This window comes from Herbaspirillum sp. 1173 (assembly GCF_031455335.1).
Taxonomy (GTDB): Bacteria; Pseudomonadota; Gammaproteobacteria; order Burkholderiales; family Burkholderiaceae_D; genus Herbaspirillum; species Herbaspirillum huttiense.
On sequence record NZ_JAVDSP010000009.1, the window covers coordinates 91762 to 112561 of the forward strand.

The following is a 20800-nucleotide window of genomic DNA, read 5'->3' on the forward strand; positions in this document are numbered from 1 at the left end:
AGTGCTGCATCAGATCATCGACCGCAGGCTGGCTGGCAAGAACAAGAGCATCGCCAACAGGGAGCGCTTCCTGCGGCGCTTCAAGGGGCATATCCAACGTTCGGTGGCGGACGCCGTGCGCGACCGCAGCATCACCGATCTCGAAAAATCGAAGAGCATCAGCATCCCGCGCAAGGATGTCTCGGAGCCCTTCTTCCATCACGGCAAGGGCGGCAAGCGCGAAGCCGTGCACCCGGGCAACCAGGATTACTTGCAGGGTGACCGCATCCCGCGCCAGAACGGCGGCAGCGGCGGCGGTGGCGGCAGCAGTGCCAGCAACGACGGCGAAGGCCAGGACGATTTCACCTTCGAACTGACCCGCGAAGAATTCATGCATTACTTCTTCGAGGACCTGGAACTGCCGCGCCTGGTGGAAACCAACCTGCTGCAGGTACCGAACTGGAAGAACCAGCGCGCCGGTTATTCGGTCGACGGTTCGCCCAACAACATCGACGTGGTGCGTTCGCTGCGTTCCTCGCTGGGCCGCCGCATCGCCCTCGGTGGACCGCTGCAGCGCCAGCTCGACGTGGCCGAGGAAACGCTGGCCGAGATGAAGCGCAAACCCGAGGAGCACAGCGCCGACATCCCGCTGCTGGAAGAGGAAGTGAAGCATTTGCGCGCCCGCATCCTGCGCATCCCCTTCATCGACCCCTTCGACCTGCGCTATGTGAACCGAGTTCGCCAGCCGCAACCCTCCAGCCGCGCCGTGATGTTCTGCGTGATGGACGTATCGGGTTCGATGGATGAGCAGCGCAAGGATCTGTCGAAGCGCTTCTTCATCCTGCTGTATCTGTTCCTCACGCGCAATTACGAACACATCGAAGTGGTCTTCATCCGCCATCACACGAGGGCCGATGAAGTCGATGAGAACACCTTCTTCCATTCGCAGGAAAGCGGCGGCACGGTGGTCTCCAGCGCGCTGGAGCTGATGCATGACATCATCACCAAACGCTACTCGCCCAGCGAGTGGAACATCTATGGTGCTCAAGCCTCGGATGGCGACAACTGGAACGACGATTCTCCCAAATGCCGCGAACTGCTGGAGTCATCCATCCTGCCGCTGACGCGCTACTTCGCCTACATCCAGGTGGCCGAGCCGGAACAGAACCTGTGGACCGAGTACATGCAGCTGATCGAATCGCATCCGCACTTCGCCATGAAGAAGGTGCAATCGGCCGCCGAGATCTACCCGGTCTTCCGCGAACTCTTTGAAAAGCAGGTGCACGCATGAACAGCCGCTTCAAGCATGACCCGCTGCCTTGCCCCTCGGATTGGAGCTTTGATCTCATCGAGCGCTACAACGAGGAAATCGCACGCGTGGCCAAGGGGTACGAGCTGGACATCTATCCCATCCAGCTGGAGATCATCTCGGCCGAGCAGATGATGGATGCCTATGCCTCGCACGGCATGCCGGTCAACTATCGCCACTGGTCCTACGGCAAGCATTTCATGCTGACCGAACGCGATTACAAGCGCGGGCAGATGGGCTTGGCCTATGAGATCGTGATCAACTCCGATCCCTGCATCGCCTACCTGATGGAAGAGAACACGATGACCATGCAGGCCCTGGTCATCGCGCACGCGGCCTATGGCCACAACTCCTTCTTCAAGGGCAATTACCTGTTCCAGTTGTGGACCGATGCCAGCGCCATCATCGATTACCTGGTGTATGCGCGCAATTACATCGCCGAGTGCGAAGAGCGGCACGGCTTCGAGCGCGTGGAAGAATTGCTGGACTCCTGCCACGCGCTGATGAACTACGGCGTGGACCGCTACAAGCGTCCGCAACGCCTGTCGCTGGCGCAGGAGAAAGCACGCCAGCGCGAGCGCGAGGCCTACATGCAGTCGCAGGTCAACGAACTGTGGCGCACCCTGCCGGCCAAGAAGGAAACGGCCGCGGCAGCCGTGGAAGGGCGCTTCCCGTCCGAACCACAGGAGAACCTGCTGTATTTCGCCGAGAAGAATGCGCCCCTGCTGGAGCCCTGGGAACGCGAGGTGATCCGTATCGTGCGCAAGGTCGGGCAGTATTTCTATCCCCAGCGCCAGACCCAGGTAATGAACGAAGGCTGGGCTACCTTCTGGCATTACACGCTGTTGAATACGCTGTATGAACAGGGCCGCCTGACCGATGGCTTCATGATGGAATTCCTGCATTCGCACAGCAATGTGGTGTTCCAGCCGCCCATCACCAAACCGTATTACAACGGCATCAATCCGTATGCACTGGGCTTCTCGATGATGAGCGACATCCGCCGCATCTGCGAGAACCCTACCAATGAAGACCGCGAGTGGTTCCCCGACATCGCCGGGCGCAACTGGCTCGATACCTTGCAGTACGTGATGCGCAACTACAAGGACGAGAGTTTCATCGCTCAATATCTCTCGCCCAAGCTCATGCGCGACATGCGCATGTTTGCCGTGCTCGATGACGAGGCGCGCAGCGAGATCGAGGTCTCGGCCATCCACAACGAACGCGGCTTCCAGTACGTGCGCCAGGCGCTGTCCCGGCAGTACGACATCAACCACCGCGAACCCAACATCCAGGTCTGGTCGGTCAACACGCGCGGCAACCGCAGCCTGACGCTGCGCCACTTCCGCAGTGACGGCCGCTCGCTGGGCGACAGCACCAACGAGGTGCTGCGCCACATGGCGCGGCTGTGGCAGTTCGACGTCTATCTGGAAAGCGTGGACGACAACGGCTACATCGTGCAGCGCTATGAATGCGTGGCCGAGAACCGGTATGCTCTGCGTTCGTGAGTGACCGCTGCCAGGAGTGACCATGCCCGCCGCCCCCGCTACCCCGCGCCCGCCGATCTCGGCCCAAACCATCCCGCTGTTTCCGCTGGCCAGCACGCTCTTCCCGGAAGGGCGGCTGCCGCTGCAGATCTTCGAGGTGCGTTATCTGGACATGATTGGCAAGTGCATCGCCGAGGGCAGCAGCTTCGGCGTGGTGGCCCTGACGGAAGGATCGGAAGTGCGGCGGCCCGGCCAGAGCGAACGCTTCGTCGGCGTGGGCACGCTGGCGCGCATCCAGGAATGGAGCACGCCCTCCCCCGGCCTCATGCGCATCGCCTGCCTGGGCAGCGAGCGTTTCCGCATCGTGCAGGCCGAGCAGCAGAAACATGGACTATGGACGGCGCAGGTGGAGATGATGGAAGCGGACCGTGCCGTGACGATCCCCGAGGAGTTGCGCAATACCTCGCAGGCGCTGGACAACCTGCTGCAATCGGTCCTGCGCCAGGGCCTGCCGGACAGTGAAGTGCCCATCGCCGCACCTTACCGGCTGGACGATTGCGGCTGGGTGGCCAACCGCTGGGCCGAGATGATGCCCATCTCCGTCAACCTCAAGCAGAGCCTGCTGGCGCTGGACAATCCCCTGTTGCGGCTGGAGCTGGTGCAGGATGCACTGGATGATTTGGGCTGGCTGAAATAGTTAGTTATTCCCCTATTGCAACTAACTATCCCGTTTCAGATTTCCTGATATTTATACTTCCCCATCACGGCGCCACGCCGCTGATCCCCGCCTCGGCCAGCAGCGCCGACATCCCCGACCAGAAGATCTGGATCCCGATACAGAGCAGGATGAACGCCGACAGGCGCAGCACCACCATGGTGCCCAGTCGCCCCATCAGCAGCACCAGCTTGTGCGCATAGTTGTAGCAAAGGAAGATCACCAGCGCCGTGAGCGCCGCGCCCAGCGCGGCACTGCCGACCGAGATCACCCAGTCCAGCAGGCGGGTCGGCGTATTGGCCCCCAGCGTGATGGACGCGGCGATGGTGCCGGGGCCGACGGTCAGGGGAAAGCTCATGGGATAGAAGCTGCGCGCCTTGATTTCATCGTCGGGCAGGTCTTCGTCATAGGTCTTGGCCACTTGGGTGGGGATGGAGCTGTCCTGGCTGTTGTCGTTGAGGAGTTTCCAGCCCGAGACCGCCACCAGCAGGCCGCCGCCCACGCGCACGATGGGCAGCGAGATGCCGAAGAAGGTCAGCACGTGCGAACCGATGAAGATCGCCGCCACCAGCATGAACCAGCAATTGATGGCGACCTGGCGCGCGATGCGCTTTTCGGTGCTGCGGCTGACGTTGCCCAGCAGGTTGGCGAAGACCGGCGCGATGCCCAGGGGATTGAGGATGGGCAAGAGCGTGACCGGGATCAGGACGACCGCCTTGAGGAAAAGGATGAACATGGCGCAATCAGAAATAAACGGCGAATAATCGGCATTGAAGGTTGACCCGGCAGCGTAGCTGAAAGCCGCTACGCTGCCAACCACGGCCGCATCTGCCGTTGCGCGGTTGTGCCCTCTTCTCTCAGGCGGCCCGCAACCGCATGCCGCGCACCCGCGTGAAGAGCAGCACCGCGATACCCAGGTTCAGCAGGTTCCAGGCGATGCCATTGGCGAAGGCCGCGTGATAGCTGCCGGTGAGATCGAAGATCTTGCCGGACATCCAGCCGCCCAGCGCCATGCCGAACATGGTGGCCATGATGACCGCGCCCACGCGCTGACCCGCTTCGGCAGCGGGGAAGTATTCGCGCACGATGATGGCGTAGGACGGCACGATGCCGCCCTGGAACAGCCCGAACAGGGCCGAGATGAGATAGAGCGAGGCCAGGCTGTCGAAGGGGATGAACAGCAGCAGCGACAGGCCCTGCAGGGCCGAGCCCAGCAGCAGCGTGCGCAGGCCGCCGATGCGGTCGCAGATGGCCCCGGAGACCAGGCGGCTGACCACGCCACAGGCCAGCATCAGCGAGAGCATCTGGGCACCGCGTGCCGGGCCGTAGCCGAGGTCGCCGCAGTAGGCCACGATGTGGACCTGGGGCATGGCCATGGCCACGCAACAGGCGACACCGGCCACGCACAGCAGCAGCTGGGCGGAGCCCGGTGCCAGGCCGAAGGGGCGCGGGCCGCCGCCGGCGCGGGGCGTCGCTGCACTGCTGTCCTGCACCGGCGGGCGGGCGCGCATGAGCAGGGCCAGCGGGCACATGACCAAGATGCAGATCAGGCCCAGACCGCGATAGGTTTCCTGCCAGCCGTAGTTGTCGACGAAATGCTGGACGATGGGCGGCCAGATTGCGCCGCCCAGGTAGTTGCCGCTGGCGCAGACCGCCACGGCGATGCCGCGCCGCTTGCGGAACCACAGCGAGGTATCGGCCACCAGCGGAGAAAAGGTGGCGGAGGTCCCGAGCAGGCCGATGAGGATGCAATGCACGGCCATGAAGGTCCAGATGTCATGGGCCCAGGAAGCGGCGATGAAACCGCCGCCCAGGCACAGCCCGCCCAGCATCATCGGCCGGATGATGCCGGAGCGGTCGGCCATGCGGCCCATGAGCAGGCCACCGACGCCCACGCCCAGCATGGTGAGGGTATAGGGCATCGAGGCCAGGCCCCGGTCGACGTAGTAATGCGCCTGCACGTAGGGCAGCACCACTGCAATCACGTACATGCCGCTGGCACCCACGACCATCAGGATCATGGTGATGCAGAGGCGCATTACGGCGTAGGGGGAGTCGACCTGGTGGGGGTCGGGGGGTGCGGGGCTTGCGGGGGAGGATGGGGGCATGGGGGTCTCCTGATCATTTTTTTAATGGGGCGCTGCAACGCCCGCTTGTTCTCTGTTGGCAATTTTTCTTGGCTGACTGCTGGCGATGAGCTTGGTCCGATCAGCCTTGTTTCTCATCTTTTTTATAGGGATAGTAATCGAGGCAGATGCCCAGGCTTGCTTCGGCAAGGCGTCCCATCAAGCGATTTCACCGATGTCTCTGCGAGCGAAAGGCAGAAGCTTTACCAAATGCCGATCGTCATGGCTCGTTGACCATTCCCGGCCTATCGTGACAGCAAGCCACAGTAGCGGAATCACTGCCATCGAAAACAGGAGCACTGGCTGACCGTGTACCTGTGTCTTGGTGTTGCTCACATTTGGCCGCTGGTGATTTCATGGATCATCTTTAAATCGCGGGATGGAGCCAAAATCCGCGAGCAACTTCTCCTTCAATTGGTTTGCCTTTTCCATATCCGCGTCACCCATTTTTCCTGCCAGCATCTTTAAATTCGATGCGAGAAATTGTTTTAGCTCTGCTTTTTCTTCATGACTTTCCGCGACAGAGAACCATGCGTAGGACAGTGGTAGATTCTTGATCGGAGAGCCTTCGCCGTAAGCGAACGCAAGGTCAACTTCAGCTAAACGGAAGCCTTTTTGTGCTGCACCAAGGAAAAACGGAACAGCTTCCTGGATGCTGCGCTCTTTGCGAAGAATGACACCAAGAATATGGATTGCGGGCGGATATCCACTCTCGGCCGACTTGGCTTCCAGCTTGACGCCTTCATCACTATCTTTTCTTCCGCATTGCCCCGTCAAAAGCTGAGTGCCCAACAAATATTGGGCCTTGGGATTCCCTTGCTGAACTTCTGCCTCCAGCAACTTTTGTGAGGCGTCGCTGCAATCGCGGGGGAGTTGCGCATGAGCGCAGTTCGACAGGAATAACAGTAGAAAAAAAAATGCCGGGTAAATTTTCATTTTGAATTTTCGTGATTGCTTGAATTCTTGGTTCCGGATAAATGGGATGTCTGCTTCTGGCCGGAAGCGGTCCTTGATGACTACGGCATTCGAATCAGGTATCTCGTTCAGCTTCAAGTACAGCGACATTAATCAAATCATCGGAACCGACCCAGAGCGTCCCAAATTTTCACTCAAGCAGGCATGCTCCGAAACAGTCAGTCGCCCAGCGACGCAGGTTTATAACGCACGTTGAATTCCTTGAAAATGCCATCTTCACCGATTCGTTCAAAGTTATCTTCATAGTAAGATTTTGCCCACTCAATGAACTCTTCCGCGTCCATTTGCACCATATCTAACAACCAGTCGGAGCCATCATCAATGCCGACAGGAAGTAACGCGGTTCCGGTTTCCCAAGATTTACCGTCTGTACTCCAACAGCAAAACGTAACGAGCTCAGATTCGATGGCCTCGTCCTGTATCAAACGTAGGAATTCTTGCGGCATACCCTCGTAAATCCCTGGCCAGATTCCGTATTCATCGCGCGCATATGGGCTGACTTCTGATTCGTGGTCAAAGCCTTTGAGCACAACTTTTCCGTCAACGCTAAAGAGCGCAATAACATGGTCTCCCGCACCATTGTCGTATTTAGCCATTGCAATCCCGTCCGACCAGTACTGTTCATACCAGAAGGATCTTAGCCAATCTTCGGAAGTTATCAGGGCATCGCACTGAGCTGCGCATTGCCACGTCATTTGGAGTTGAGACGGCGAGAGTTTTGGAATTTTCATTTTATTAATATTTTTAAAATCTTTTTTAAGCATTGATTTTGGTCCGCTTGTGGCCGATTGCGGCCGTTCTCTTGCCGTCCAATTCGCAACCAAACAATATCTATAATTTTGAAATCTCCGCCATCACCTCACTGTGCCACATGGTATTGACGTTTGCGGCGGCGGCATCTATTCCTTCAATTTCAGTTAAACAAGAGGACATCGTTTCGCTTCGAAGATGCTCTTGGAAGACACAGAGGCATTCTGCAAACTGGTGCACTGTCGAATTGATAAAAACCCGTAAGTTATGCGCATCATGATTAAAGTAGACGACCTGTCGCGAGTCCTCGTCTATCGCAATGATGTCACCTGCCCCATTGTTTCCAATGGGAAGGTAATGGGGGGGTAATGCGAAGGTTTCGATACTTTGAGCAATTTGCGACGGAGAATATGCGGAAAAACTTAGAAACGGTGACGCATCGCACGGCAAACCATGTCGTTCAAGGAAGGCGCTATCCTCTTCAGCCAAGCAAGAGAGAAGATTTTTATCAAACTCGACAAACCTGTCCAAATTTAATTCCAGCCCAGGAGGAATAGAAGGTAAAGCCCCGATAAAACGCGTTTTAAAATCAAAGCTTTTCATAGTAGTCATAAGTAGTTAAGTACCTGAAGTAGCGTTGTTGATTGCGGGAGGCTCTACATCAATACCATTTTCAATGCCTGCTACTGGCCGTGTCCGGCTATACTTTCAGAACTCAAAATTCGCAATATTCCAGCTTAATTCCGTGCAGTTCAAGGTAAATGCCGTGTTCCGTATCCCATTGTGGAGAGATGTAAAAACATGAACTCAGTGCTTGCATGTCTTCGTCCCGAATGACGACAATATCTCTCACTACAAGATATGGCAGCAGTTCATCTTTATTTAAATTTTCTGGAACGTCGCAGGAAGCTAGCCATCCAGAATGCGCATCGAAACCCCGATAGTGTTCATAGACTTTATCCAATAGTTTATCGGGATGTGCTTGCATAAATGAGACTAATCTTTCAGCTTCATTAACCATCTGCAAATCTGGCTCGCCAATATCCGGACGAAGTTCGACGGCAAATAAACCTAATACGCTCGAAATTAAAACTGGGTGGACCCAAAAATCGAAAGCGTACGGCCCTCGCGGTGCTTTCTTAAATTCGGATAGTTGAAAAATTATTGGCATGTGCTTTATCTATTGAAAGTCCGCTTTTGGCCGTATTGAGACTTCATGGAATCAGGTCTACCGTTTCGCCAATCTTCAAAAGCTCGCCATCTTTACGCTCGAGCAATTCAAAGGAAAATACGGTCAAATCTGGTGAGCCGTCTGGTCGTAGTGCGCGTGGTTGTAAAAATTGGCACTTGATACGAACGCCGGCCAGACGCGAATCCGGCCCTACTCTGAAGTCACCTTTGTCTACTTGACGCGCCAACACATATGGAGCATTGCCAGTCGATAGATATTCCAATTTGAATCGCATATCTGATTCCTTATTGAACGGCATCCTCTGGCCAATAGAAGACATCATATTCCACGCCTTTAGCAAGTCTTTTCGCACTGGGAGCCTATGCCGCCGAACGTTGCGAGAGAACAAAAAACATTTCCTCTTCATTCTCGTCAAATGCCGCATCATGTCGGAATCCGACTAATCGCTCTGCCAGCATAATCGGGACATCAAAGACATAGTCGACATCCGTACGGCCATCCTGTAGCTGCAGCATCTCCGCGCGTACCTCATCAAAAAAGACAGGCGGATTGCCCATCACATCAAGGCTCATGACCCCATCTTCTGCGTCGTGAGCAATAAACCATTGCTCTTTTCCATTTTCCCAGCAAGCTGCCGTGCTGACCATTGCATGCTCTTCTATCTGACATGCGACGATCTTCGTGCTTGCGGAGAGCATACGCAGAAATTCCGGTTTCAATGCCGAAGGACTGGGGGTGTCAAACCATACGACGTACCATCCAGTTGGCAGCGCAATTCCCGCGCGAGCGGTTTCTGTGAATGACTGACGTTGATTGGTCTCAGCTAAACCCAATGCACTAAGCACAATCTCTTTCTTATCGGACGGAGTGGCTAACCAAGAGATAGAAAAACCCATTAATTTCCTTCATTTAATGTAAGCAGTTACATATCTAGGCCGCTAGCTGGAATCAATTTGGGCAAAGCGACGACGAACTGGGCAGGACGAAGCCTCAAAAGTCTGTCCCGGGCCGATTGCGAACTTTGATTCAATCATCGTCACCATACTCATGTGCATCAGAATCCATGACTTGATGGAATTCGGCTAGAGACTGGTAGGTGATAACTGACGGGTATTCTGCTGGATTATTATGCGGGCCGGTTGCCCAGTCGAGATGGACAACTACCATTGCTCCATCGCAACAAAGGACCAATACATCATCGTTGTCCACTCGACGGCCAACGACTTCAATATCATTCCCCCAGAGGGGATGGCCTTCTGCAAGCTCTCGTTCCAGTTGGAGCTGAAGAGCAGGTACGTCTCGAGGATGGGTCAACGGCCTCCATGGCATCCTCCATACAATGTTATCGATTGTCTTTGTCAAAAATGATAGAAATCGTATGACTGCTTCTGGCCGGTAGCAGACATAGCTGCCTGTAAATACGGACCTAATCGCACATAACGTCAGTAGCGACAATTACCCAATGCGTTGCCGGTCTATCTATCTCAAAGCTAGAAATGCACGGTCCACCATCAGAGAATTCAATCCCGATTCCTCCTGCGTATAGACGTGAGACATGAACGTTCCAAGCTTCTCTCCTCGCAAGAACAATAGCGGCTCCCGCTACCTGAACTGCTGCAAAGTGCCCATGCTCATCATAACTTCCAGTGTCTACACTACGGATTGTTTCCGCAGTATGCGAAATTACGTACTCATAGGACTGATAATTGTCTCCACATAGCATTTCGAGCGCCAGACGAGAGGCAAGCGCCGGTTCATGATTTGTGGCAAGAACATGTATTTCGGCCTCTATCCGCTGGCGCTCAGAGGAAACGCAGGCATTTGGATATCCTTGAAATCTGTCATTAAAGGGGGCTGGTTTTAATGGGAAATTCTGTGCGTAGGCAGATGAAAAAAGGTTGAGCGCAGACAGAATCAGTATCGTGATGGCAGGGCGATATCTCTTCATTTTTGGCAATCCTGGTTAGCCACGACCATGATGGCCTCATTGCCAACGATGGCTATTTTGCCTTCTTCTGGCGGATTGCAGTCATTCCGGTAGTTTACTAAAAACTGTGACATCACTACTCGTCGCAAAGATGAATGAGTTTCCGCTAAAGGAAAATCCGAACGTGCGAAAGTCACCAGATGCGATATGCAGACAGTCTGGTTGACGACCTTCTACGAAAGGCGATTTATAGGGGCCACAGAAGAATAGATCAGACTCAGGCCAGTTGGGAAAGGCAAACCTCCACCAACCAGGCCAGCCAGCTGTATTCGTTCATCCTTCAGCGGGCCTATGCCTTCACAAGTCAAGGACGATGCAGAATACCAATCGCCATTGATCTCATAGTCGCGCGCGATTTTTTCCCCACGCGTGCAATCAATCACTCCTCTGCCAGCGCTGGATACAACCAAAAGCAATTCTGATCGTTGTGAGAACCCAACTTCGGTTAGACCTCCAACAGCGAATGCTCCCGTCTTTTGCCAACCAGGGGGACAAGCTTGAGATGGAATCTTCGACAACAGCTGAATGAGTCTTGCACGATTGTTTTTTTCGTAGTCGTTCATGACGTGGCGATGCATTTTTCGTTATAGGAGATTCCGCTTTTGGCCGATTTCAGACCATTGAGTGGCGATCATAAGAGTTAGAGATTCTTCCATAAAGCTTCGAAAGTCTCTTTTGAGATAAGCGATGCCTCAAACTGGGTATCGTCATTGATTTCGTGAATTGGAGGAACCGGCAGCTCCCCAAGACGGGTATTTCCTGAAGTCCTGCTACCATCAGCAAAATCGAGGTGACCGCTGCGATACATCTCGATCTTGCGAACCTCGTATCGGTTCTCATCAAGCTCGCTATACAGTTCCACTGGCTCCGATTCGGAACTGTGATGCCACTTCACTTTGATGTAATTCACCAAGCCCCCTGTTGGAGTCGTTTCTCCAGAGCGTCTGCTTCTGGCTGAAAGCGGATCTTATTTAACAGAAAATTTCCTCGATATGGCCATCGGCAATTACTTTTCCTTCCCACATCTTGATGTTTTTCCCGACAACTAGCCGGGGTTTCACCAACGATCGATCAAGGAACTTGATCGCGACCCGATGCTGAGTCCCTGGAGCCAATATTTCGTCTTCAGCCAGTAGCCAACGGCAATCGAAATATTCGGCATCGATCGATAACAAGCAACCGTAGCCGTGAGATTCATAAGATCGGATAGTTTGGCGTCGATCGCCATCCTCCGTCCTTACAAGATGAAGACGTACTATCACGTCGGGAGCAGGAATTGGCTTATCCATTTTGTGCCAATCATATAGCACGTTGAGAACCAGGCAGCCGTTCCCGGCCGAGGGCGGACTTCCTCAAAACATATACAAAGAGATGCGATCACCCCATCTGCAACCTGACCATCTGTTTCTCGAGCGACGTAAGTATCAAGTCAACAATGTGATCGACGCCTTTGGATGCCCTTATCTGTGCCACGGCATCAGTTATTTCTTGAACATGCGGTGAGATATATGCCGCACTACTCAAATGAGATCGGATCGAATCAAGTACTGCGACGCGGATATCATAATTTACGGATTTGAGTAGTTGGAGCAAAACTAAAATCGCGTTGTAACTCTGGATATCGCCGAGAGTCTCGGCGCATCGACTACCCCACTTTTCGGGCTTGCCGAGGCACGAGGTAGAAAGAGCACTCCAATCGCTATCGGTAAATCTGCTCAACATCAATCCCGCCTGCGATATTCCCTCATCTGACCAATAGTCAGACGAGAAGTCGCGACCAAGATATTCATCGTAAAGTTCGTACATTTCAGATTCTCGCGGGTCCAGGAACGCTCGCTTGTTCCGAACGCCAAACCATGAGTATTTCCATCCACAACACCTAGCCGGAATTCGTGGGACAGTTTGCGTACAAGGGCCACTTCTGAACGATAGCGGACATCATGGCCCCAATAACAATGAGGATCGCCGATATGGAAACCGCCTATGCTTCTCAGCAAATCATGCGAGCCCCTAGACTGGCATGTGATCGGGATAGCTCCGTTATCTGCCGTTCATCATTAGCTAAAACCGCGGCCAGGAAAGCACGCTTCTGAAAACTTGCGGACGACATCTGGACGTTGAAACGCAAGCATGGAAGCAGCAAGAAAAAAGCCGGCGCTCAACGGCAAGTATTGAGATCTGTATTGCTGATGATCATTCCTTGCTTGCTGCCTACGCTCAGGCTCAATGACATATCCTCGGAACGATAACCAGGTTCATCTTGTTCCAGAACGATATACTGCGCGCCGTTTTTCCAGGCACGCAGAGATCCGTAAACCCTTCCCTTTTTGATGTCTTTCAGATACTCGGCTGTTGCGTCGCTATAGTTCTTGTCGAAGTAGGCTGATGCTGCGGCAACATCCTCTTTTTTCCCGCGCATGATATAGAACGCGGATTCCGCATTGCTACTGTCTTCCGTCGAAGCAAAGACAGCGGCCAAAACGGGAACCTGAACATTCGAAAATTCCATCTGGCAGAGCGGTGCTCCCATCACCATCAAAGACTTTGCACGGGGAAAGCATTTATTGGGTTCAGAATCCGAGTCCTGTACGACAACAGCCTTCTTCGATACGGATAATTGCGCATCAGCCATTTGCCTTACAGTTCTTGGGGTGGCACTTAATTTCTCACAGGCCTCCTGGCCCATCGCCAGTGAGCACACCAATGACAGAGAGAAAAAGACGAGACGGCGAGTTTTCATATGCAGTTGAACTGGAAAAGAGAACGTATGAGAGGATTGACATGTCGGCCAGCATTTTCACCTCGGGAGACCAAACGGGACAATGTAGCAAGCCTGTCGGCGTTTGCTGGCACGGACATATCATCGGCGCGAGAGGGTTCGTTCGGCAAAACGGAAAAGCCTGCTTCTGGTAGATTGCAGCCACACCCGAGCTTGCAGTCGCCTGAGACGCATCATTGTCACGACACAGACATCGACATCGGGTGAATCTGCAACCGCCAATTCCTGGACGTCACCAAACACCTTCAGCGATTCACAAGCAGAACGATGGCAGAAAAGATCATTCCCCAAAATACCAACACGCCTGCCAATCCCATCAACATGAGGATCTGGCTGAGATAACGAAGAGCGGATCGGGCTTGATGGAATCTGTCATTCAACTTTGCCAGGAACAGGATGGCGAGCCCCGAACAAATGGTGAAGAAGATGGTGCCGCGGATACTGGCCGTGACAACCCGATTCCCCTCCTTCAACCACGAGGAATAGGAATGATCCATGAAGCTCACTACTATCAGCCATTGAATCGAGATAACGATGCCCGCAAGGACCAGTCCGATTTTTGTCTTCATTGAAAATGACTAACTTCCCTTGAGCAAGGTCCAATCAAATCCCTCGGCATGGGAAGTGGAAAGCCCACACACCATGAGAAAAGTCGCGAGATCGCGAACGGATCGTTGAGTCATCAATGGATAAAATTTTAGCTGGCTATTGGTTGGGGCAAGCAGAATATACAGCCACTGAAGCATGATGCAATTTGAGAAGCCACCTCACGTTCTTTCCTTGTATTTTCGTCGTCCGCTTTTGGCCGAATAATATCCGTCACTGTTACGCACGTCATTCCAACGGTTCTTCATAGGGAACCTGAATCAGCTTTCCAGAAGAAATACGTGCGAACGCTGTACGTGGGGGCGAATCAAGAAACGCCACAATATCCGGAGAATAGTTGGCGATGGTGTTCACGTCATAAATTTCGTGGTTGGTGCTGTCATCCATATATTCCTGGGTCTCGTCACCCGCCATGAAACACCACCCGCTATCGCCCGGGCGTGAGGTCTCCTCACGGACCATATATCCCACTGGCTTGCCTTCGACAGTGATCCTGTCTGTAGCAATGCATCCTCCTCTGCCAGTTGCGAGAGGCTTGATTTGATCAGCCGTCAGTGCGAACTTCTTTTTTTGTCTATTCATGATTAGCGTCATGGGGTTCAGGGATGTCTGTCTCTGGCCGAGCGCAGACTTTCAGTCCTGTTTCTCTCTGGTCCAAGGTACGCCTTTTCCAGAACGCCAAGCGCACCAGCCTGACGGCAACGAAGCCAGCTCCTGAACGGAAAAATCGATTGCGACGATGCTTTCAAGGCTAACCAGCATAGCATCATCAGCAGACAGACCGCCGTCGACATTCGGGAGGAATTGCCAAGTACCGTCATCTGCATCGTGCGAGACGTAAGTCACAGGATGTGAGCCTTCGACAATACATCGAAGTGTAATGACGGCCACGTTTGGAGGGTCCGCAAACAACCAGGACATAACGGCAACTCCTTGTTATTAATTTGCACGCGCGTCCAACCGAAAGCATTTTATAGTTGCTCTCATGCCATAACCTGCCTCAGCCAATTGCTGACATTATGGCCTAACGAATCTGTCCCGATGTCCTTCGGATCAATATCTGCTCATCACTGAAATGCACGCCTCCTAGCAAGGCAGTCCAACCAGCGCCGCTGAAAACCAATCCGGCATCCCTGCGTTCATCACAACAATGCCGATAAAAGCACCAAGGATACCAAGGCCAAATTCCGCGCCGAATTTGTACGGGTGCTGAGAAATCGTACAAGCTGCGGGGATCCAGAACTGCAATAACGCCCACGCAACCGCTAAAGCACCGATAGCGCTCAACGGTCGGCCTTCTGCCAATTGATAAACGGATCCCCCGACAATATAAAGAAGTCCGCAAATAAGCAAAAGAGACGTCGGACCACCCAAAGCTACTGCTTCGATAAAAAGAAAGAGCGATTTTCTGTGACGCATGGATTCACCTTTCGGATTTCACAAGCTCACATGCAACGATTTCCATGTGCCCCGCTACCAACTCGATACGCCCGAAATCGCCTTCGAGCGTGAGCAGATGGGGAGCGAACTGTATCGCTTCAATCTCACCGAGGCTTGGGCTGCCGTCGGCAGTGCAACGGCCTGCATTGAGCGCGACGGGATGAAAGCTCATCTGCACATCGACATCATGCAAGGCGATGGCGTCGATCCGAACTCTCCGGTCGTCCACAGTAAGGACTTCAAGGCCGGCATACGTCTTCTCTTGCGCCCACTCAATGGAGAGGAGCTCACCCTCCAACAGGTCATGCATGTTCATGCGACACTCCTGAATATCAGGCCTAGCAGACACCCGCACATAAAAAAGCCGCCCGGGCCAGCAAGGCGCGAACGGCGATCAAGAACGAAGACGACGGCCTCAGCCCACGTGATAAAGATGCACCGGCCGAAACCCCAAGCGCTCCTTGTGCTGCGCAATCTTCTGCAGCATCCGCAAGCCTTCCTCATGCCCGGCCACCACCACCCGGCGCACGGCGCTGCGGCCTTCGATGCCGTCCCAGGCTTGCGTGAGTACCCAGTCACCCAGCAGATCCTGCACCAGGTCCACCGTGAAGATGGCGCGCGTCTTGCCGTCGGTGAAGTGCAGGCGCGTGGCCACGGTCACGGGCAGTGCATGGGTGACGTGGTCAGCGGAATCGATCATGGCAAAAGCAGGGCTACGGAACGGCGGGCGTGGATGATAGCAGGACGGCGACGGAATACAAGAACCCGCGGCAAAAGTCCGGAAATGAAACTAACCGTCCGGCATCAGGCCGGACGGCGATTCCGTAAATCATTTACAGGTTCGGCGCCAGCCAGCGCTCCACCTCTTCCTTGGGCACATGGCGGCGTTCCGCCATATCCACGACCTGGTCTTCGCCGATCTTGCCGACCACGAAGTACTTCGACTGCGGATGCGCGAAGTAGAAACCCGACACCGAGGCGCCGGGGAACATGGCGTAAGACTCGGTCAACTGCATGCCGATCTCGTCGCACTGCATGACACGGAAAGCCTCAGCCTTGACGGTGTGCTCCGGGCAAGCCGGATAGCCGGGGGCGGGACGGATGCCGAGATATTTTTCCTTGATGAGATCGGTGCTGCTCAGGTTCTCATCAGCGGCATAGCCCCACAGGTCCTTGCGCACGCGCTCGTGCAGGTATTCGGCAAAGGCTTCGGCCAGGCGGTCGGCCAGGGCCTTGAGCATGATCGACGAGTAATCGTCGTGGGCATCCTCGAAGCGCTTTTCGTATTTCTCGATGCCCAGGCCAGCGGTCACGGCAAACATGCCGATGTAATCCTGCACGCCCGATGCCTTGGGCGCGATGAAGTCCGACAGGCACTGGTTGGGACGCGCCACGCCATCCACCACCGGCTTCTCGGTCTGCTGGCGCAGGCCGTAATAGGTGAAGGCAACCTGGCTGCGGCTGTCGTCGGTGTAGATCTCGATATCGTCGTCGTTGACGGTGTTGGCCGGCAAGAGCGAGATGACGCCATTGGCGGTGAGCCAGCGGCCATCGATGATCTTCTTCAGCATGGCCTGGGCTTCCTGGAAGACCTTGGTCGCCGCTTCGCCCACGACTTCATCGGTGAGGATCGCAGGATAAGGACCGGCCAGGTCCCAGGTCTGGAAGAACGGACCCCAGTCGATGTAGTTGGCCAGCAAACCCAGGTCCACATTCTTGAACAGGCGGCGGCCGATGAACTTGGGCTTGACCGGTGCGAATTCCAGCTTGGTCTTGTTGGCGCGGGCTGCCGCCAGCGACAGCATGGGCGCGGCCTTCTTGCTGGCGTGCTGTTCGCGGATGCGTTCGTAGTCGGCGTTGAGGTCGGCCACGTACTGCGTCTTCTGCTCGTCGGCCAGCAGCGACTGCGCCACCGACACGGCGCGCGAAGCATCCGGCACGTAGACCACCGGGCCTTCGTAGTTGGGGGCGATCTTGACGGCCGTGTGGGCGCGCGAGGTCGTGGCGCCGCCGATCATCAGCGGCATCTTCAGGCCGGCGAAATACGGATCGCGCTGCATTTCCTTGGCGACGTAGGCCATCTCTTCCAGCGACGGGGTGATCAGGCCGGAGAGGCCGATGATGTCGGCCTTCTCTTCCTTGGCCTTGGCCAGGATCTCGGCGCAGGGCACCATCACGCCCATGTTGACGACCTCGAAGTTGTTGCACTGGAGGACGACGGTGACGATGTTCTTGCCGATGTCGTGGACGTCGCCCTTGACGGTGGCAATGACGATCTTGCCCTTGGGCTTGGCGACTTCGCCGGTGGCGATTTCGAGCTGGCGCTTCTCTTCTTCGATGAAGGGGATCAGGTGCGCCACGGCCTGCTTCATCACGCGCGCCGACTTGACCACCTGCGGCAGGAACATCTTGCCCTGGCCGAACAGATCACCGACCACGTTCATGCCATCCATCAGCGGACCTTCAATCACGTGGATGGGGCGGCCGCCATCGGCGGCGACCTGCTGGCGCACCTCTTCGGTGTCTTCCACGATCCACTGCGTGATGCCGTGCACCAGCGCATGCGAGAGGCGCTTGGCCACCGGCAGGTTGCGCCATTCCAGGGTGGCTTCTTCCTTCTTGTCGCCGGCCTTGAGCGTGGCGGCGTATTCGATCATGCGCTCGGTGGCGTCTTCGCGGCGGTTCAGGACCACGTCTTCCACGCGCTCGCGCAGCTCGGCCGGCAGGTCGTCATAGACGCCGATCATGCCGGCATTGACGATGCCCATGGTCATGCCGGCCTTGATGGCGTGATACAGGAACACGGTGTGGATCGCTTCGCGCGCCGGGTCGTTGCCGCGGAAGCTGAAGGAGACGTTGGAGACACCGCCGCTGATCTTGGCGTAGGGCAGGTTCTGGTGGATCCAGCGGGTGGCTTCGATGAAGTCGACCGCGTAGTTGTTGTGTTCCTCGATGCCGGTGGCGACCGCAAAGATGTTGGGGTCGAAGATGATGTCTTCGGGCGGGAAGTCCAGCTTGTCCACCAGCAGGCGATAGGCGCGTTCGCAGATCTCGATCTTGCGGGCGAAGGTATCGGCCTGGCCCACTTCGTCGAAGGCCATGACGATGACGGCCGCCCCATAGCGGCGGCAAAGCTTGGCTTCGCGCAGGAATTTCTCCTCGCCTTCCTTCATCGAGATGGAGTTGACGATGGACTTGCCCTGCACGCACTTCAGGCCCGCTTCGATGACTTCCCACTTGGAGGAGTCGATCATGATGGGCACGCGTGCGATGTCGGGTTCGGAGGCGATCAGGTTGAGGAAGCGCGTCATGGCGGCGACCGAATCGAGCATCGCCTCATCCATGTTGATGTCGATGATCTGCGCGCCGTTCTCGACCTGCTGGCGGGCCACTGCCAGGGCCTCGTCGTACTGCTCGTTCAGGATCAGGCGGGCGAAGGCCTTGGAACCGGTGACGTTGGTGCGCTCGCCGACGTTGACGTAGAGCGACTGGTCATTGATGGTGAAGGGCTCCAGGCCCGACAGGCGCATCTCGTGCGTGGGCTCGGGCAGCTTGCGCGGGGCGATGGTGGCCACCGTCTCGGCAATGGCCTTGATGTGCGGCGGCGTGGTGCCGCAGCAGCCACCGGCGACGTTGACGAAACCGCTCTCGGCGAATTCCTTCAACAGGGCCGAGGTGACGTCCGGGGTTTCATCGAAGCCGGTATCGCTCATCGGATTGGGCAGGCCGGCGTTGGGGTAGATGCAGACGTAGGTGTCGGCGATCTTGGACAGTTCTTCCGCATAGGGGCGCATCAGGGCCGCACCGAGGGCGCAGTTCAGGCCCACGGTCAGCGGGCGCGCATGGCGGATGGAGTTCCAGAAGGCGGTCACGGTCTGGCCCGACAGGATGCGTCCGGAGGCATCGGTGACGGTGCCCGAGATCATGATGGGCAGGCGCTTGCCGCTCTCTTCGAAGAAAGTATCAATGGCGAACAAAGCCGCCTTGCAGTTGAGCGTATCGAAGATGGTCTCGACCAGCAGCACGTCGGCACCGCCTTCGACCAGCGCACGGGTCTGCTCCAGGTAGGCCGCCACCAGCTGATCGAAGGTGACGTTGCGCGCGGCCGGGTCGTTGACGTCCGGTGAGATGGAAGCGGTCTTGGGCGTGGGGCCGAGGGCGCCGGCCACGAAGCGCGGCTTGTCCGGGGTCGAGTACTTGTCGCAGGCCGCACGGGCCAGACGCGCCGATTCCACGTTCATCTCGTAGACCAGATGCGCCATGTGGTAATCGTCCTGGGCCACGCTGGTGGCACCGAAGGTATTGGTCTCGATCAGGTCGGCACCGGCGGCCAGGTATTGCTCGTGGATTTCCTGGATGATGTGCGGCTGGGTCAGCGAGAGCAGCTCGTTGTTGCCCTTGACGAACAGGTCCTTGCCGGGAACGCTGAAGTCGGCGAAACGCTGGCCGCGATAATCCTCTTCGGTCAGCTTGTAGCGCTGGATCATGGTGCCCATCGCACCATCGAGGATGAGGATGCGCTGCGACATCAGGTCGCGCAGCAGCAATTCGGTCTGGCACAGTTCGTTCGGCTTCATCTGGCGTTTTTCTCTGGTAACGGCAACAATGCGAGGCCTGATCCCGCGCGCAAGCGCGCTGCGGATAAAAAAACCGGCCAGAAAAGGACCGGTTCATCAGGCAAAAAGTGAACCCGATTATACGCCAAAGCACCCTCCTCCCGCCTCCCGGCAGGCTTTGCGGGCGGGGCTTGGTTGCAGAATGTTAACTATTTACATCCATGCCCGATCACCCGCCCATCCTCATTCTGACCGCCCTGGAAAATGAACTCGATGCCACCGCCGCCCCGGCGGGGGTGCAGGTGGTCTATTGCGGCGTGGGCAAGGTCAATGCCGCCCTGCATGCGACCCAGGCCATCCTGACCCATCGCCCGCGCGCACTCATCAATTTCGGCACGGCCGGCAAGATCGATCCGGCGCACGACGGGCTGCTGGAAGTGGCGGCCGTCATCCAGCGCGACATGGCGGCCATGCCGCTGGTACCGCGTGGAGTGACGCCATTGATGAACCAGGAGCAACAGCCGGCGCGCCTGGAGTCCGGCTATCCCGGCGTGCTGTGCGGCACCGGCGACAGCTTCGTGACGGCAGCCGACGACTGGCTGCTGGAACAGAAGGTCGATCTGGTGGATATGGAATTGTTTGCCATCGCCCGCGTGTGCCGGCACTTTGGCTTGCCGTGGCGGGCTTTCAAGTTCATCACCGATGGCGCCGATGACGATGCGGCCGAGGACTGGCAGGCGCGCGTGCATCTGGGCGAGGAACTGTTCTGGCGGCATCTGCCGCTGGTGCTCAGACAGTTCGATGGAGAACAGGCGCGTTGATTCGCGCAGGCGTTCAGGCGCGACGGGAGGACTTAGTTCGCGCCTGAACCAAAGTCCTCATGCCTGCCTGAAGGTGGT

25 protein-coding genes are annotated in these 20800 nt (G+C 56.1%); 4 read left to right on the top strand and 21 right to left on the bottom strand.

Going from position 1 to position 20800, the window contains the following annotated elements; genetic code table 11:
* Position 1 precedes the first annotated feature (1 nt).
* From J2X56_RS22630 to J2X56_RS22640, 3 genes are read left to right on the top strand one after another with little or no spacing between them, the layout of a single operon-like run.
* The gene (locus J2X56_RS22630; protein WP_034336397.1) at positions 2 to 1270 is read left to right on the top strand and encodes a YeaH/YhbH family protein; all 1269 of its coding nucleotides are present in this window, start codon (positions 2 to 4) and stop codon (positions 1268 to 1270) included.
* Positions 1267 to 2796, top strand: a complete 1530-nt coding sequence (locus J2X56_RS22635; RefSeq protein ID WP_121040697.1) for a SpoVR family protein — start codon at positions 1267 to 1269, stop codon at positions 2794 to 2796. Before J2X56_RS22630 ends, J2X56_RS22635 begins: the two co-directional genes overlap by 4 nt.
* A gap of 22 nt (positions 2797 to 2818) precedes the next feature.
* Entirely contained in the window at positions 2819 to 3472 is a 654-nt protein-coding gene (locus J2X56_RS22640; RefSeq protein WP_134137027.1) for an LON peptidase substrate-binding domain-containing protein, read from the top strand.
* 64 nt (positions 3473 to 3536) lie between these two features.
* On the opposite strand, the gene J2X56_RS22645 is transcribed toward J2X56_RS22640, so the two are convergent.
* The 21 genes from J2X56_RS22645 to metH all read right to left on the bottom strand — a co-directional run bounded on the left by J2X56_RS22645 (position 3537) and on the right by metH (position 19922).
* A complete protein-coding gene (locus J2X56_RS22645; protein ID WP_121040699.1) occupies positions 3537 to 4226 on the bottom strand; it encodes a MarC family protein in 690 nt (229 codons plus the stop codon).
* A gap of 121 nt (positions 4227 to 4347) precedes the next feature.
* Entirely contained in the window at positions 4348 to 5598 is a 1251-nt protein-coding gene (locus tag J2X56_RS22650) for an MFS transporter (RefSeq protein WP_310162870.1), read from the bottom strand.
* 372 nt (positions 5599 to 5970) lie between these two features.
* Positions 5971 to 6681: a tetratricopeptide repeat protein gene (locus J2X56_RS22655; RefSeq protein ID WP_121040703.1), complete on the bottom strand. Its 711-nt coding sequence runs from the start codon at positions 6679 to 6681 to the stop codon at positions 5971 to 5973.
* A 68-nt stretch (positions 6682 to 6749) separates the two neighbouring features.
* Positions 6750 to 7355 carry a hypothetical protein gene (locus tag J2X56_RS22660; protein WP_134040227.1) on the bottom strand — a complete coding sequence of 202 codons (606 nt, stop codon included), beginning with the start codon at positions 7353 to 7355 and terminating at the stop codon, positions 6750 to 6752.
* 67 nt (positions 7356 to 7422) lie between these two features.
* On the bottom strand, positions 7423 to 7944 hold the full coding sequence (locus tag J2X56_RS22665) for an SMI1/KNR4 family protein (protein WP_158601250.1): 522 nt from the start codon (positions 7942 to 7944) through the stop codon (positions 7423 to 7425).
* A gap of 112 nt (positions 7945 to 8056) precedes the next feature.
* Positions 8057 to 8512: a hypothetical protein gene (locus J2X56_RS22670; protein WP_134040225.1), complete on the bottom strand. Its 456-nt coding sequence runs from the start codon at positions 8510 to 8512 to the stop codon at positions 8057 to 8059.
* A gap of 43 nt (positions 8513 to 8555) precedes the next feature.
* Positions 8556 to 8855 (bottom strand): hypothetical protein, encoded by a 300-nt coding sequence (locus J2X56_RS22675; RefSeq protein ID WP_134040223.1) that lies wholly within the window; start codon positions 8853 to 8855, stop codon positions 8556 to 8558.
* Between the two features lie 37 nt (positions 8856 to 8892).
* Positions 8893 to 9429, bottom strand: coding sequence for a hypothetical protein (locus J2X56_RS22680; protein ID WP_134040221.1), 537 nt, complete (start codon positions 9427 to 9429; stop codon positions 8893 to 8895).
* 130 nt (positions 9430 to 9559) lie between these two features.
* Entirely contained in the window at positions 9560 to 9847 is a 288-nt protein-coding gene (locus J2X56_RS22685; protein WP_310162876.1) for a hypothetical protein, read from the bottom strand.
* Positions 9848 to 9959: 112 nt separating this feature from the next.
* On the bottom strand, positions 9960 to 10481 hold the full coding sequence (locus J2X56_RS22690; protein WP_134040217.1) for a hypothetical protein: 522 nt from the start codon (positions 10479 to 10481) through the stop codon (positions 9960 to 9962).
* A 212-nt stretch (positions 10482 to 10693) separates the two neighbouring features.
* A complete protein-coding gene (locus J2X56_RS22695) occupies positions 10694 to 11083 on the bottom strand; it encodes a hypothetical protein (protein ID WP_134137031.1) in 390 nt (129 codons plus the stop codon).
* A 77-nt stretch (positions 11084 to 11160) separates the two neighbouring features.
* On the bottom strand, positions 11161 to 11430 hold the full coding sequence (locus J2X56_RS22700) for a DUF6881 domain-containing protein (RefSeq protein WP_034336485.1): 270 nt from the start codon (positions 11428 to 11430) through the stop codon (positions 11161 to 11163).
* A gap of 467 nt (positions 11431 to 11897) precedes the next feature.
* Entirely contained in the window at positions 11898 to 12326 is a 429-nt protein-coding gene (locus J2X56_RS22705; RefSeq protein WP_310162880.1) for a hypothetical protein, read from the bottom strand.
* A 352-nt stretch (positions 12327 to 12678) separates the two neighbouring features.
* A complete protein-coding gene (locus J2X56_RS22710; protein ID WP_134040213.1) occupies positions 12679 to 13260 on the bottom strand; it encodes a hypothetical protein in 582 nt (193 codons plus the stop codon).
* 284 nt (positions 13261 to 13544) lie between these two features.
* Positions 13545 to 13868: a hypothetical protein gene (locus J2X56_RS22715; RefSeq protein WP_310162885.1), complete on the bottom strand. Its 324-nt coding sequence runs from the start codon at positions 13866 to 13868 to the stop codon at positions 13545 to 13547.
* A 265-nt stretch (positions 13869 to 14133) separates the two neighbouring features.
* Positions 14134 to 14487 (bottom strand): DUF2185 domain-containing protein, encoded by a 354-nt coding sequence (locus J2X56_RS22720; RefSeq protein WP_310162888.1) that lies wholly within the window; start codon positions 14485 to 14487, stop codon positions 14134 to 14136.
* A gap of 51 nt (positions 14488 to 14538) precedes the next feature.
* Positions 14539 to 14826, bottom strand: coding sequence for a hypothetical protein (locus J2X56_RS22725; protein WP_310162891.1), 288 nt, complete (start codon positions 14824 to 14826; stop codon positions 14539 to 14541).
* A gap of 165 nt (positions 14827 to 14991) precedes the next feature.
* Positions 14992 to 15324 carry a hypothetical protein gene (locus J2X56_RS22730; RefSeq protein ID WP_310162894.1) on the bottom strand — a complete coding sequence of 111 codons (333 nt, stop codon included), beginning with the start codon at positions 15322 to 15324 and terminating at the stop codon, positions 14992 to 14994.
* 4 nt (positions 15325 to 15328) lie between these two features.
* Positions 15329 to 15661 (bottom strand): hypothetical protein, encoded by a 333-nt coding sequence (locus J2X56_RS22735; RefSeq protein WP_310162896.1) that lies wholly within the window; start codon positions 15659 to 15661, stop codon positions 15329 to 15331.
* 99 nt (positions 15662 to 15760) lie between these two features.
* A complete protein-coding gene (locus J2X56_RS22740) occupies positions 15761 to 16045 on the bottom strand; it encodes a WGR domain-containing protein (RefSeq protein WP_310162899.1) in 285 nt (94 codons plus the stop codon).
* 133 nt (positions 16046 to 16178) lie between these two features.
* Positions 16179 to 19922: a methionine synthase gene (gene metH, locus J2X56_RS22745; protein ID WP_209570068.1), complete on the bottom strand. Its 3744-nt coding sequence runs from the start codon at positions 19920 to 19922 to the stop codon at positions 16179 to 16181.
* A gap of 200 nt (positions 19923 to 20122) precedes the next feature.
* On the opposite strand from metH, the gene J2X56_RS22750 reads away from it, so the two are divergent.
* On the top strand, positions 20123 to 20722 hold the full coding sequence (locus J2X56_RS22750; RefSeq protein ID WP_310162904.1) for a 5'-methylthioadenosine nucleosidase: 600 nt from the start codon (positions 20123 to 20125) through the stop codon (positions 20720 to 20722).
* Positions 20723 to 20800 lie beyond the last annotated feature (78 nt).

Bases quoted from the DNA above. Each gene is read 5' to 3' on its own strand.
- J2X56_RS22635 (WP_121040697.1), top strand. From the start codon at position 1,267: ATGAACAGCCGCTTCAAGCATGACCCGCTGCCTTGCCCCTCGGATTGG.
- J2X56_RS22640 (WP_134137027.1), top strand. From the start codon at position 2,819: ATGCCCGCCGCCCCCGCTACCCCGCGCCCGCCGATCTCGGCCCAAACC.
- J2X56_RS22645 (WP_121040699.1), bottom strand. From the start codon at position 4,226: ATGTTCATCCTTTTCCTCAAGGCGGTCGTCCTGATCCCGGTCACGCTC.
- J2X56_RS22650 (WP_310162870.1), bottom strand. From the start codon at position 5,598: ATGCCCCCATCCTCCCCCGCAAGCCCCGCACCCCCCGACCCCCACCAG.
- J2X56_RS22655 (WP_121040703.1), bottom strand. From the start codon at position 6,681: ATGTCGCTGTACTTGAAGCTGAACGAGATACCTGATTCGAATGCCGTA.
- J2X56_RS22660 (WP_134040227.1), bottom strand. From the start codon at position 7,355: ATGCTTAAAAAAGATTTTAAAAATATTAATAAAATGAAAATTCCAAAA.
- J2X56_RS22665 (WP_158601250.1), bottom strand. From the start codon at position 7,944: ATGAAAAGCTTTGATTTTAAAACGCGTTTTATCGGGGCTTTACCTTCT.
- J2X56_RS22670 (WP_134040225.1), bottom strand. From the start codon at position 8,512: ATGCCAATAATTTTTCAACTATCCGAATTTAAGAAAGCACCGCGAGGG.
- J2X56_RS22675 (WP_134040223.1), bottom strand. From the start codon at position 8,855: ATGATGTCTTCTATTGGCCAGAGGATGCCGTTCAATAAGGAATCAGAT.
- J2X56_RS22680 (WP_134040221.1), bottom strand. From the start codon at position 9,429: ATGGGTTTTTCTATCTCTTGGTTAGCCACTCCGTCCGATAAGAAAGAG.
- J2X56_RS22690 (WP_134040217.1), bottom strand. From the start codon at position 10,481: ATGAAGAGATATCGCCCTGCCATCACGATACTGATTCTGTCTGCGCTC.
- J2X56_RS22695 (WP_134137031.1), bottom strand. From the start codon at position 11,083: ATGAACGACTACGAAAAAAACAATCGTGCAAGACTCATTCAGCTGTTG.
- J2X56_RS22705 (WP_310162880.1), bottom strand. From the start codon at position 12,326: ATGTACGAACTTTACGATGAATATCTTGGTCGCGACTTCTCGTCTGAC.
- J2X56_RS22710 (WP_134040213.1), bottom strand. From the start codon at position 13,260: ATGAAAACTCGCCGTCTCGTCTTTTTCTCTCTGTCATTGGTGTGCTCA.
- J2X56_RS22715 (WP_310162885.1), bottom strand. From the start codon at position 13,868: ATGAAGACAAAAATCGGACTGGTCCTTGCGGGCATCGTTATCTCGATT.
- J2X56_RS22720 (WP_310162888.1), bottom strand. From the start codon at position 14,487: ATGAATAGACAAAAAAAGAAGTTCGCACTGACGGCTGATCAAATCAAG.
- J2X56_RS22725 (WP_310162891.1), bottom strand. From the start codon at position 14,826: ATGTCCTGGTTGTTTGCGGACCCTCCAAACGTGGCCGTCATTACACTT.
- J2X56_RS22730 (WP_310162894.1), bottom strand. From the start codon at position 15,324: ATGCGTCACAGAAAATCGCTCTTTCTTTTTATCGAAGCAGTAGCTTTG.
- J2X56_RS22735 (WP_310162896.1), bottom strand. From the start codon at position 15,661: ATGAACATGCATGACCTGTTGGAGGGTGAGCTCCTCTCCATTGAGTGG.
- J2X56_RS22740 (WP_310162899.1), bottom strand. From the start codon at position 16,045: ATGATCGATTCCGCTGACCACGTCACCCATGCACTGCCCGTGACCGTG.
- metH (WP_209570068.1), bottom strand. From the start codon at position 19,922: ATGAAGCCGAACGAACTGTGCCAGACCGAATTGCTGCTGCGCGACCTG.
- J2X56_RS22750 (WP_310162904.1), top strand. From the start codon at position 20,123: ATGCCCGATCACCCGCCCATCCTCATTCTGACCGCCCTGGAAAATGAA.